4 protein-coding genes are annotated in these 13,368 nt (G+C 72.8%); 3 read left to right on the top strand and 1 reads right to left on the bottom strand.

The annotated features are described in order from the left end of the window. Positions 1-490 precede the first annotated feature (490 nt). Complete coding sequence (locus AB0J08_RS36025) at positions 491-3,514, top strand: bifunctional [glutamine synthetase] adenylyltransferase/[glutamine synthetase]-adenylyl-L-tyrosine phosphorylase (RefSeq protein WP_360642535.1); 3,024 nt, start codon at positions 491-493, stop codon at positions 3,512-3,514. Positions 3,515-3,623: 109 nt separating this feature from the next. Here AB0J08_RS36025 and AB0J08_RS36020 read toward each other — a convergent pair whose 3' ends face one another. Next, positions 3,624-4,601 (bottom strand): phosphatase PAP2 family protein, encoded by a 978-nt coding sequence (locus tag AB0J08_RS36020; protein WP_360642533.1) that lies wholly within the window; start codon positions 4,599-4,601, stop codon positions 3,624-3,626. Positions 4,602-4,919: 318 nt separating this feature from the next. On the opposite strand from AB0J08_RS36020, the gene pulA reads away from it, so the two are divergent. Continuing rightward, positions 4,920-10,442, top strand: coding sequence for a pullulanase-type alpha-1,6-glucosidase (gene pulA / locus AB0J08_RS36015; RefSeq protein WP_360642532.1), 5,523 nt, complete (start codon positions 4,920-4,922; stop codon positions 10,440-10,442). Between the two features lie 559 nt (positions 10,443-11,001). Next, on the top strand, positions 11,002-13,338 hold the full coding sequence (locus AB0J08_RS36010; RefSeq protein ID WP_360642530.1) for a M4 family metallopeptidase: 2,337 nt from the start codon (positions 11,002-11,004) through the stop codon (positions 13,336-13,338). The last annotated feature ends 30 nt before the right edge of the window (positions 13,339-13,368 follow it).

Below are 13,368 nucleotides of genomic sequence, written 5' to 3'. Positions count from 1 at the left end.
GACGTGCTGTGGGCGATGCTGCGTGACAAGAGGCTGTTCACCTCCGCCCCGCCGGTCACGCAGACGGCTTGACACGGTCATTGAGATTCCTTCGGTCAGCGTCGGGGGCGGGGTCGGGGGCGGAGAGAGGCGGGGCGCCGTAGCCGGGGTTGGTCCGCTCGCCGCCGTCGCGGTGTCGGCTGGTCCGATCGGACCCCGGACGAAGAACCGGACGACCGTCAGGGCGGCGACGGGCGTGCCGGTCAGCGGGGAGTCCCTACGGCGGGCGAGGACCGGAGCGGCATGGTGGGACGCCCTCGCCGAGACCGTCCGGACTGATCATGGGCGTACTCCACCGCGTCCCCGAACGGGCGGGCAAGCCGACACGCCACGCCGGCGTCCGGGCCCCTTCGGTCGGTCCACCGGCGGCCGGGCGGGGTCCGGTCCGCGGTCACGCCCGGCGCGGCGCCGTGAGGGCGCGTAACCTGCTGAGCGGGCGGATGGAGGGGCCATGGCGGTGGAGGAGCAGCGAACCGGTAGCCGGGTGAGCCGGCCGGAGATCAGGCTGGTCCGGCGCGGGTTCACCGACCCGGCGCAGGCCGTCCGGCTGCTCGCCGGGCCCGGCCTGGAGGGGCTGGCCGACGACCCGGTGCTGCTGGACGCGCTCGGCGCCACCGCCGACCCGGATCTCGCCCTGCTCGGCCTGGCCCGCCTCCTGGAGGGCGCCGACGAGACCGAGCGGCACACCCTGCGCGACACCCTCACCACCTCCAAGCCACTGCGCGACCGGCTGCTCGGCGTGCTCGGCGCGTCCACCGCGCTCGCCGACCACCTGGCCCGGCACCCGCACGACTGGCACGCGCTGGTCACCTTCGAGCTGCGCGACATGCACCCCGGTCCGGAGGACTTCCGGCGCGCGCTGCGCCAGGGCATGGCGGCGCACACCGCCGGTAGCCGCGCGGACGCGCTGCGGGTCGCCTACCGCCGCTGCCTGCTGGCCATCGCCGCCCGCGACCTCACCGGCACCACCGACCTCGCGCAGACCGCCGCCGAGCTGGCCGACCTCGCCGGCGCCACCCTGCAGACCGCGCTGGAGCTCGCCGCCGAGGAGGATCCGGAGGCCGCCGGCGCCTGCCGGCTGGCCGTCATCGGGATGGGCAAGTGCGGCGGGCGCGAGCTCAACTACGTCTCCGACGTCGACGTCATCTTCGTCGCCGAGCCGCAGGAGGGCGTCGACGAGCACGAGGCGCTCAAGGCCGCCACCCGGCTGGCCGCCGCGCTCACCCGCCTCTGCGCCGACACCACCGGTGAGGGCACCATCTGGCCGGTGGACGCCAACCTGCGCCCCGAGGGCCGCAACGGCCCGCTGGTCCGCACCCTGGCCAGCCACCAGGCGTACTACCAGCGCTGGGCCAAGACCTGGGAGTTCCAGGCGCTGCTCAAGGCCCGCCCGGTCGCCGGGGACGCCGAGCTCGGAGCGGCGTACCTGGCGGCGCTGGAGCCGATGGTCTGGCAGGCCGCCGCCCGCGAGAACTTCGTCACCGACGTGCAGCAGATGCGCCGCCGGGTGATCGACTCCATCCCCGTCACCGAGCTGGACCGCCAGCTCAAGCTGGGCCCCGGCGGCCTGCGCGACGTCGAGTTCTCCGTCCAGCTGCTCCAGCTGGTGCACGGCCGCACCGACCCGGCGCTGCGCAGCGGCAACACCCTGGAGGCGCTCGCCGCGCTCTCCCGGGGCGGCTACGTGGGCCGGGCCGACGCCGCCTCGCTGGACGCCGCCTACCGCTTCCTGCGCTCGCTGGAGCACCGGATCCAGCTGCACCGGCTGCGCCGCACCCACCTGATGCCCACCGGCCAGGAGGACCTGCGCCGGCTGGCCCGCTCGCTCGCCCCGCTGATCAACGACGACACCCGGGCCGACCCGGTCGCCGCCCTCCAGCGGGAGTGGAAGCGGCACGCCGTCGAGGTCCGCAGGCTGCACGAGAAGCTGTTCTACCGGCCCCTGCTGGACGCGGTCGCCGAGCTGCCGACCGGCGCGACCGGCCTCACCCCGGACGCGGCCCGGGCCCGGCTGGAGGCGCTCGGCTACGCGGACCCGGCCGCCGCGCTGCGCCACCTGACCGCGCTGGCCTCCGGCGTCAGCCGCAAGGCCGCCATCCAGCGGACCCTGCTGCCGGTGCTGCTCGGCTGGTTCGCCGACTCCGCCGACCCGGACGCCGGACTGCTCAACTTCCGCCAGGTCTCCGACGCGCTCGGCCGCACGCCCTGGTACCTGCGGCTGCTGCGCGACGAGAGCGCCGCCGCCGAGCAGCTGGCCCGGGTCCTCTCGGCCGGCCGGCTCGCCCCCGACCTGCTGCTGCGCGCCCCCGAGGCGGTCGCCATGCTGGGCGACCCGCAGGGCCTGGCGCCGCGCGGCCGGCCCGCCCTGGAGCAGGAGATACTGGCCGCCGTCGGCCGGGCCGACTCGGCCGCCGCGGCCGTCGCCGCCGCCCGCTCGGTGCGGCGCCGGGAGCTGTTCCGCACCGCCGCCGCCGACGTCCTCGGGCGGCTCGGCGACGACCCGGCCGAGGCCCTGGACGCCGCGGGCGAGGCGCTCACCGCGCTGAACGCGGCCACCCTGCAGGGCGCGCTGCGCGCCTGCACCGCCGCCTGGGAGGCCCGGAACGGGGACTTGCCGACCAGGATCGCGGTGATCGCGATGGGCCGGTTCGGCGGGCGCGAGCTCGGCTACGGCTCCGACGCCGACGTGCTCTTCGTCCACGAGCCCTGGCTCGGCTCGCTGGAGCAGGACGCCGCCCGGGCCGCCCAGGCGGTCTGCCACGAGCTGCGCACGCTGCTCTCCGGGCCGTCCACCGAGCCGCCGCTGGTGGTCGACGCCGATCTGCGCCCCGAGGGCCGCAACGGCCCGCTGGTGCGCACCCTCGCCTCGTACACGGCGTACTACCGGCGCTGGTCGCACGCGTGGGAGAGCCAGGCGCTGCTGCGCGCCGAGCCGGTGGCCGGGGATCCGGAGCTGGGGGAGCGGTTCCGGCAGCTGATCGACCCGCTGCGCTACCCGGGCGCCGGAGTGCCCGAGCGGGACGTGGTGGAGATCCGCCGGATCAAGGCCCGGATCGAGGCCGAGCGGCTGCCGCGCGGCGCCGACCCGACCACCCACACCAAGATCGGCCGGGGTGGGCTGGCCGACGTCGAGTGGACCGTCCAGCTCCTTCAGCTCCAGCACGGGCACGAACTGCCGGCGCTGCGCACCACCCGGACCAGGCCCGCGCTGGCGGCCGCCGCCGCGGCCGGGCTGATCGGGGCGGAGGACGCGGCGGTGCTGGACGCCGCCTGGGTGCTGGCCTCCCGGGTGCGCTCCGCGGTGATGCTGGTCCGTGGCCGGCCGGGGGACAGCTTCCCCGGGGACGCCCGGGAGCTGGCCGGCGTGGCCCGCTACCTCGGCTACGGTGCCGGGCACAGCGGCGAGCTGGTGGACGACTACCGGCGCACCACCCGGCGGGCCCGGGCGGTGGTGGAGCGGCTGTTCTACGGGTGAGGCCCCGGCACCCGGGTACGGCCAAGAGTCCCGGTGCGGCGAGGCCCGGGCACCCGGGTACGGCGAAGGGCCCGCGGAACGCTCCGCGGGCCCTTCGCCGTACCGTCGTTCAGCGCCGCCCGGCGCTCACCCCGGGCGCGCTCCACTGCTCGGGCACGGTGATCGGCTCCTCCGCCGTCTCCCGGGCCGTCTCCCGGGCCGGGATCCTGGGCAGTCGGTAGACCCAGACGTGGTACGTCAGCCGGGCCGCGACGAAGCCGACCGAGAGGCAGACGATGCCGCCGACGGCATCCATCCAGAAGTGGTTGGCGGTCGAGACGATCACCACCAGGGTGGCCACCGGGTAGAGCAGGCCGAGCACGCGGACCCAGGTCGCGCGGGCCAGGAAGAAGATGGCCAGACCGCACCAGAGCGACCAGCCGATGTGCATCGAGGGCATCGCCGCGTACTGGTTGGAGACGTGCGTGGCCGGCCCGGACGCCATCGAACCCCAGGTGTTGTGGACCTTCAGGGTGTCGATGAAGCCGCCGTCGGTCATCAGCCGGGGCGGGGCCAGCGGGAAGAAGTAGAAGCCGACCAGGGCGATGCCGGTGGTGACGAACAGCACCGTGCGGGCCGCGACGTAGCGGCCGGGGTGTCGGCGGTAGAGCCAGACCAGGACGCCGATGGTCACGATGAAGTGCAGCGTCGCGTAGTAGTAGTTCATCCCGACGATCAGCCACGAGAGCTTGTCGACCGCGTGGTTCACCGAGCGCTCGATGGCGACGCCGAAGCTCTGCTCGAAGTCCCAGATCAGGCTCGCGTGCCGCTGGGCTATCGCTTCCTGTTCGGGGACGGCGTTGCGGACGAGGGAGTAGACCCAGTAGCTGATCCCGATCAGCGCCAGCTCGAACCAGATCCGTGGCCGGGCCGGCGAACGGCGCTGGTCACGGATGTGCCGGCGCAGCGCGGCTGAGCGGGACTGGGCGACGCGGGTGGCTCCGTCGGGCATCCGGCCGGAGGTGGCCGGGCCCGTCGCGGAACCGCCACCGTGCGCCGCACCGGGGCGCTCGGCGCCGGTCTGCTGGATCTCGGTCGGTTCCCCCATGGACGAGAAGTCTGCCAGACGTCCCGTAGCCGTCTGCTCATCCTCTGGAAGTGGATTCTTCACCGACTGTCCCCCTTGAGGGCTAGGGGACGGCTCCCACCGGGGTAGGGGGTGCGGTGGGATCTGGTACGAACCGGTGGGACGGGCATACGTCCTATTGTCACGCCGGGTGCTCCGGGTGGCGCAATCGGGGGCGGACAACGGCTCGCGGGGGCCGAGTTTCCAGGACCGAAACGCTTTCTGCATCTTGCTGAAACAGATTGCAGACCGCTAGCGTCCTGGCAACTCGACACCCCTTTCCCCGCAAGGGAGCCCTCAGTGGCCGATGTCCCGCCCCGCCCCCGGCGGAGCACCACCCCGACCCGCAGACCCGGTCGCACGGCCGTCCTGCTCGCCGCGACGCTGACCGCCGCCACCCTCGGCACCGCGGCTCCTGCGGCCCTCGCCGCGGCGCCGCCCGGCCCGCCCTCGGACGCCGCGCTGGCCGCCACCGCGGGGCGGCACGACCTCACCCGCGAGCAGTTCTACTTCGTCCTGCCGGATCGTTTCGCCAACGGCGACCGGGCCAACGACACCGGAGGCATCACCGGCAGCCGGCTGGACCACGGCCTCGACCCGGCCGACAAGGGCTTCTACCACGGAGGCGACCTCGCGGGCCTGATCCAGCGGCTCGACTACGTGCAGGACCTCGGCACCACCGCGATCTGGATGGCGCCGATCTTCAAGAACAAGCCCGTCCAGGGCTCGGGGGACGCGGCCTCGGCCGGCTACCACGGCTACTGGATCACCGACTTCACCCAGGTCGACCCGCACTTCGGCACCAACGAGCAGCTCAAGGAGCTGATAGCCAAGGCGCACGCCCGGGGCATCAAGGTCTTCTTCGACGTCATCACCAACCACACCGCCGACGTCCTCGACTACGGGCAGAAGCAGTACGGCTACCGCTCCACCGGGGCCTACCCGGTGCTGGACGTCGACGGGCGGCCGGTCGACGAGACCGCCGCCGCCGACGCGGGCGTCGGATCCACGGCCGCATGGCCGCGGCTGACCAAGGACTCGTTCCCCTACAGCCCGGTCTTCCGCAACCCGGCCGACGCCGGTGCCAAGACCCCGGCCTGGCTCAACGACCCCGCGCTCTACCACAACCGGGGCGACTCGACCTTCGTCGGCGAGTCCGCCACCGAGGGCGACTTCTCCGGTCTGGACGACCTCGACACCCAGAACCCCAAGGTGGTCAAGGGCTTCGAGAAGGTCTACCAGCAGTGGGTCAAGGACGCCGGCGTGGACGGCTTCCGGATCGACACCGTCAAGCACGTCAACATGGCCTTCTGGCAGCAGTGGGCTCCCGCGCTCAAGGACTTCGCCGCCAAACAGGGCAACAAGAAGTTCTTCATGTTCGGCGAGGTCTACTCCGGTGACCCGGCGATCACCTCGCCGTACGTCACCAGGGGCCGGCTCCAGGCCACCCTGGACTTCCCGTTCCAGAACGCCGCCCGCTCCTACGTCTCCCAGGGCGGCTCGGCCCGCGGCCTCTCCGACGTGTACGGGCAGGACTACCGCTACACCACCGCCGACACCGACGCCTACGAGCTGCCGACCTTCCTCGGCAACCACGACATGGGTCGCTTCGGGTCCTTCCTGATCGGCGACAACCCGGGCGCCGACGAGGACACCCTGCTGAAGAAGGACCGGCTCGCCACCGAGTTGCAGTTCCTCACCCGGGGCCAGCCGGTCGTCTACTACGGCGACGAGCAGGGCTTCACCGGCGCGGGCGGCGACAAGGACGCCCGGCAGGACCTGTTCGCCTCGCAGACCCCCTCCTACAACGCCGACCGGGTGCTCGGCGGCCCCGCCGGCTCCGCCGACCGCTACGGCCGGGAGGGTGCGCTCTACCGGGGCGTTGCCGCGCTGGCCGCGCTGCGCCGCGACCACCCGGCGCTCGCCGACGGCGCCCAGATCGAGCGGTACGCCGCCGACGGCGCGGGCGTGTACGCCTTCTCCCGGATCGACGCCGGGCAGCAGGTCGAGTACCTGGTCGCGGTCAACAACGCGACCGAGGCCAAGACCGTCACCCTGGACACCTTCTCGGCCGGCCAGGACTTCGACCGCATCCACCCGGCGGCGGGGGAGCGGCTGACCAGCGGCGCGGACCGCAAGGTCACCGTCACCGTGCCCGCGCTCTCCTCGGTGGTGTTCAAGGCCGCCGCGAAGCTCGCGCCCGTCGCGGCCGCGTCGCAGCTCACGCTGCGGACCCCGGCCGACGGCTCCACCGGCACCGTCACCGTCGGCGCGGGCGTCGACGGCGGCGGCTTCGACCGGGTCACCTTCGCCGCGCAGGTCGGTGACGCGCCCTGGCAGACCCTCGGCACCGCCGACAACGGGACGTACCGGGTCACCCAGGACCTGGGCGCCGTGAAGCCCGGCACGGTGGTCCGCTACAAGGCCGTGGTCCGGGACTCCAGCGGCCACCTGCGCTCGGCCACCGGCAGCTTCACCACCGGCACCCCGGCCCCCGCGCCGGCGCCCAGCGCCACCGCCCGCCCGTACGCCGTCGTGCACTACCAGCGCAAGAACGGCGACTACGACGGCTGGAACCTCTACGCCTGGGGCGACCTCGCGGACGGCGAGGCCACCACCTGGCCGGCCGGCCACGGCTTCACCGGCCGGGACGCGTACGGCGCCTTCGCCTACGTGAAGCTGAAGGAGGGCGCCTCGGACGTCGGCTTCGTCGTCGAGAAGGACGGCGTCAAGGACGTGGACGCCGACCGCCACATCGACGTCGGCGCGACCGGCGAGATCTGGCTGAAGGAGGGCGACCCGGCCGTCCGGACGGCCAACCCCGGGCCGGTGGACACCCAGCCCGCGAACACCGCGGTCATCCACTACAACCGGGCCGACGGGAACTACGACGGCTGGGGCCTGCACGACTGGACCGGCGCCGCCGCCCCGACCGACTGGGGCAACCCGCTGCTGCCCGCCCGCCGCGACGCCTTCGGGGCCGTCTTCGAGGTGCCGCTGGCCCCCGGCGCCACCAGCCTCAGCTACATCCTGCACCGGGGCAACGACAAGGACCTGCCCAACGACCAGTCGCTGGACCTCGCCGTCAACGGCCGCGAGGTCTGGATCCTCGGCGGCCGGGAGGGCTACCTGCTGCCGCAGAACGCCGCCGCCTCCTCCCAGCTGGACCTCGGCTCCGCCAAGGCCCAGTGGATCGACGCCCGGACGGTGGTGGTGCCCGCCGGGTACGGCGCGAACGACGCCGCGCTGGCCGGCGGCACCAGCGCCCAGCTGGTGTACGACCCCGAGGGCGGCATCCGCGCGGACAAGGGCGTGCTGAGCAAGCCCGGGCAGTGGATCCGGCTGGAGCCCGTCGCCGGCGGCCTGACCGGGGCGCAGCGGGCCAAGTACCCGCACCTGGCGGGTTACCGGGCCTTCACCGTGGACGCCCGCGACGCGGCCCGGGTGCCCGCCGCGCTCCGCGGTCAGCTGCTCTTCACCGAGCACCTGCCCAGTGGCGCGGCCCTGGCCGCCACCGGGGTGCAGATCCCGGGTGTCCTGGACGACCTGTACGCGCGCCGCACCGGCCGGGTGGACTTCGGCCCGGCCTACTACGACGGCAAGGTGGCGCTGTCGCTCTGGGCGCCGACCGCGCGGGAGGTCTCCGTCCAGCTCTTCGACGGACCGACCGGTGGTACGCCCAGGACCGTGCCGCTGAAGCTGGACGACGAGACCGGCGTCTGGGAACTCGTCCGGGACAAGGCCGAGCTGGACGGCAAGTACTACCTGTACCAGGTGAAGGTCTGGGCGCCGTCCGTCCGGCAGCTGGTGGTCAACACCGTCACCGACCCGTACGCGGTCGCCCTCTCCACCGACTCCCGGCGCAGCCTGGTCGCCGACCTCGCCGCCGCGGAGCTCAAGCCGCAGGGCTGGGAGAACCACGCCGTCCCGAAGGCCGTGCCGCCCGCGCAGCAGCAGATCCAGGAGCTGCACGTCCGGGACTTCTCGGTCGAGGACACCACGGTGCCGGCCGCCGAGCGCGGCACCTACCTGGCCTTCACCGAGTCGCAGTCGGCCGGCATGAAGCACCTGCGCGAGCTGGCCGGGGCGGGTGTGACCACCGTCCACCTGCTGCCGACCTTCGACATCGCCACCATCCGGGAGAACCGGGCCGAGCAGAAGCTGCCCGCCTGCGACCTCGGGGCGCTGGCGGCGGACGGCGAGCAGCAGCAGGAGTGCGTGGCGGCCGTGGCCGCCGAGGACGCCTACAACTGGGGCTACGATCCGCTGCACTACAACGTGCCGGAGGGCTCGTACGCCACCGACCCGGAGGGCACCGCCCGTACGGTGCAGTTCCGGCGGATGGTGCAGGCGATCCACGAGGCCGGGCTGCGCGTGGTCCTGGACGTGGTCTACAACCACACCGCCGCCGCCGGTCAGGCCGAGCACTCGGTGCTGGACCGGGTCGTCCCCGGCTACTACCAGCGGCTGGACGCCGACGGCAAGGTGACCACGGACAGTTGTTGCGCGGACACGGCGCCCGAGCACGCCATGATGAACCGCCTGGTGGTGGACTCGGTGACCACCTGGGCCCGCGAGTACAAGGTCGACGGCTTCCGCTTCGACCTGATGGGCCTGGACCCGAAGTCCACCATGCTGGACGTGCAGGCGGCGCTGCGGAAGATGACGCCGGAGTCGGACGGCGTCGACGGGAAGAACGTCTTCCTCTACGGCGAGGGCTGGAACTTCGGCGTCGTCGCGAACGGCGCCCGGTTCGAGCAGGCCACCCAGCTGAACATGGCCGGCACCGGCATCGCCACCTTCGACGACCGGATCCGGGACGCGGCCCGCGGCGGCAACTTCCAGCTCTCCTCGGCCCCGCAGCAGGGCTTCGCCTCGGGCCTGTTCACCGACCCCAACGGCTCGCCGGCCAACGGCGGCCCGCAGGAGCAGAAGGCCCGGCTGCTCCAGCAGATGGACCAGCTGAAGGTGGCGCTCACCGGCAACCTGGCCGGCTACTCCTTCACCGACAGTTCGGGCCGGGCCGTCACCGGTGCGGGCGTCGACTACAACGGCGCCCCGACCGGGTACGCGGCCAGGCCCGGTGAGGCGGTGGAGTACGTGGACGCGCACGACAACGCCGACCTGTTCGACGCGCTGGCGTACAAGCTGCCCGCCGCCACCGCGCCCGCGGACCGGGCCCGGATGCAGGCGCTCGCGCTCTCGCTGACCGCGCTCACCCAGGGGCCGGGCTTCGTCCAGGCCGGCACCGACCTGCTGCGCTCCAAGTCGCTGGACGCCAACTCCTACGACTCGGGCGACTGGTTCAACGCCATCCAGTGGGACCCTGCGCGGGGCAACGGCTGGGGTCGCGGGGTGCCGATGGCGGCCGACAACAAGGAGATGTGGCCGACCGCCAAGTCCCTGTTGGCGAATCCGCGGCTGGCGGTGGGCGCCGCCGACATCCGCGCGACCGGCGCGCAGTACCAGCAGTTCCTGCGGATCAAGCAGGGCTCGCCGCTGTTCTCGCTGCCGACCCTCGCCGCCGTGCAGCAGCGGCTCTCCTACCCGCTCTCCGGCACGGCCGGCGAGACGCCCGGGGTGATCACGCTGCACCTGGACGGCACCGGGCTGGCGGGTGCGGAGAAGGGCATCACGGTGGTGTTCAACGCCACGCCCGCCGCGCAGAGCCAGACCGTGGCCGCCCTGCGGGGGACGGCGCAGGCGCTGCACCCGGTCCAGGCGGGCGGGTCCGATCCAGTGGTCCGGCAGGCCGGATTCGCCGCCGCGACCGGGACCTTCACCGTGCCGGGCCGCACCGTGGCGGTCTTCGTCCAGAGCTGACGGGTCGCCGTACCCGGCCCCGCACCGCCTCCGGGTGGTGCGGGGCCGTGGTGTTTCCGGACGATGCCCGGCCGACGGGTGGCTGAAAATCGCCCCTGGCACGGCCGGAAAGGTGAGGTGACCGATCGGCCGGTGGCAGGGTCCGCCCGGTGGGCCCCGGGCGGGCCCGGAGCGCTGGTCAGTGCCCGCCGGAGGTGATCGAACCGTTCGGGCGGCAATGAAAACCGTCGTCGGTAGTTCGCGTGCCCGTAACACGGGTGGCGGTCCGACGGGTGAACGGGCCCGGTAGCTAATCGGCCAATCCGTGGCATGCATCTGTCATCAACGGCTCGTTTGCTGCCACGATTCCCCCGGCTGCAGACGAGGGGGCCCCACCCCCCGGTGCGGCTGTCCCAGGTCAGGTACAGCGCCTCTTCCTGTCAGCAATCGCTCGGCACATTGCTCCGCAACCGCACCCGCGCCGCGCACCCGGCGGCGGGGGCCCCCACTGCGCCGCAACCCCGCGGCCAGGTTCTCTCCACCGCACGCGCACCCCGCGTCGGTCGGAAAAGGAGTCCGCATGTCCCGTTACACCCAGGCTCGGAAGGCAGCGGTCGTCATGGCCGCCACCACCGCGCTGCTGGTGACCGGTATCCCCGTCATCGCGCAGGCCGCCACCCCGGACGCGCCGGCTGCCGTCGCGGCCCAGCAGACGAGCCGCGCCCAGCTGATCGCCTCCGCGACCCAGCAGACCACCACTCTCGCCCAGGCCCTCGGCCTCGGCGGCGAGGAGAAGCTGGTCACCAAGGACGTCGTCCAGGACGCGAACGGCGCCCGCCACCTGCGCTACGAGCGCACCTACGCCGGACTTCCGGTGCTCGGCGGCGACCTGATCGTCCACCAGGACGCAACCGGCGCCACCCAGGGTGTGACCAAGGCCGCGGACGCCTCGCTGACCGGTGTGAACACCACGCCGAAGCTGGCCGCGCCGGCCGCGCAGTCGGCCGCGCTCGCCGCCGAGTCCGGCGCCTCGCTGGAGAACGCGCCCCGCCTGGTGGTCTGGGCCGCCGACAACAGCCCGCGGCTGGCCTGGGAGACGGTCGTCTCCTCCACCGAGGAGGACGGCACCCCGAGCAAGCTGCACGTGGTCACCGACGCGACCTCCGGCCAGGTCATCCAGAAGTTCGAGGGCGTCAAGACCGGCACCGGCAAGGGCGTGTTCGTCGGCAACGTCACCATCGGCACGACGCTCTCGGGTTCGTCGTACCAGATGAAGGACGGCGCCCGCGGTGGGATGTACACCACCAACCTGAACCACGGGACCACCGGCACCGGCACCCTGTACACCAAGTCCAGCGACAGCTGGGGCGACGGCACGGCCGCCAACAGCGAGTCCGCCGCGGTCGACGCCCACTTCGGCGTCTCGGCCACCTGGGACTACTACAAGAACACCTTCGGCCGCAACGGCATCCGCAACGACGGTGCCGGCGCCTACAGCCGCGTCCACTACGGCCAGAACTACGTCAACGCCTTCTGGGACGACGAGTGCTTCTGCATGACCTACGGCGACGGCGCCAGCAACACCCACCCGCTGACCGAGCTCGACGTCGCGGGCCACGAGATGAGCCACGGCGTCACCTCCGCCACGGCCAACCTCACCTACTCGGGTGAGTCCGGCGGCCTCAACGAGGCCACCTCGGACATCTTCGGCACCATGGTCGAGTTCTACGCCAACATCCCGACCGACAACCCCGACTACCTCATCGGTGAGTTGATCGACATCAACGGGAACGGCACCCCGCTGCGCTACATGGACAAGCCGTCCAAGGACGGCGGCTCCGCCGACTACTGGTCCTCCACCGTCGGCAACAAGGACGTCCACTACTCCTCGGGCGTCGCCAACCACTTCTTCTACCTGCTGGCCGAGGGCAGCGGCGCGAAGGTCATCAACGGCGTCAGCTACAACTCGCCGACCCAGAACAACATCGCCGTCACCGGCATCGGCCGGGACAAGGCCGCGGCCATCTGGTACAAGGCCCTCACCACGTACATGACCTCCACCACCAACTACGCCGCGGCGCGCACCGCGACGGAGAAGGCGGCCACCGACCTCTACGGCGCGGGCAGCGCCGAGCTCCTCGCGGTCGGCACCGCCTGGGCGGGCGTCAACGTCGGCACCGTGCCCACCAACCCGGGTGGCGTCACCGTCACCAGCCCGGGCAACCAGAGCACCAAGGTCGGCACCGCGGTCAGCCTGAGCATCAAGGCCAACGGCGGCACCGCTCCGCTGACCTACTCGGCCACCGGCCTGCCGGCCGGCCTGTCGATCAACGCCTCGACCGGCCTGATCAGCGGCACCCCGACCACCGTCGGCACGTCCAGTGTGACCGTCACGGCCAAGGACTCGGCCGCCAAGACCGGTACCGCGAGCTTCACCTGGACCGTCACCGACGGCACCAGCACCTGCACCCCGGCGCAGCTGCTCGGCAACGCCGGCTTCGAGACCGGCAGCGCCGCGCCGTGGACCGCCACCAGCGGGGTCGTCGACAACAGCGCCTCGCAGGCCGCGCACAGCGGTTCGTGGAAGTCCTGGCTGAACGGCTACGGCTCCGCCCACTCGGACAGCCTCTCGCAGACGGTGACCATCCCGGCCGGCTGCAAGGCCTCGCTCAGCTTCTACCTGCACATCGACACCGCCGAGACCGGCACCACGGTGTACGACAAGCTGACGGTCACCGCCAACGGCACCGCGCTGAAGACCTACTCCAACGCGGACGCGGCGGCCGGCTACCAGCTGCGCACCTTCGACCTCTCGTCCTACGCGGGCCAGACGGTCACCCTGAAGTTCGCCGGCACCGAGGACGCCTCGCTGCAGACGAGCTTCGTGATCGACGACACCTCGATCGCCACCAGCTGACCCGACCCGCTCCGGCGGTCGGTAGAGCTC

The sequence above is a fragment of the Kitasatospora sp. NPDC050463 genome, assembly GCF_040655255.1.
Classification (GTDB): Bacteria; Actinomycetota; Actinomycetes; order Streptomycetales; family Streptomycetaceae; genus Kitasatospora.
The sequence above is the reverse complement of the archived record's forward strand: the minus strand, read 5'-3'. Positions and strand labels throughout refer to the sequence as shown.

Bases quoted from the DNA above. Each gene is read 5' to 3' on its own strand.
- AB0J08_RS36020 (WP_360642533.1), bottom strand. From the start codon at position 4,601: ATGGGGGAACCGACCGAGATCCAGCAGACCGGCGCCGAGCGCCCCGGT.
- AB0J08_RS36010 (WP_360642530.1), top strand. From the start codon at position 11,002: ATGTCCCGTTACACCCAGGCTCGGAAGGCAGCGGTCGTCATGGCCGCC.
- AB0J08_RS36025 (WP_360642535.1), top strand. From the start codon at position 491: ATGGCGGTGGAGGAGCAGCGAACCGGTAGCCGGGTGAGCCGGCCGGAG.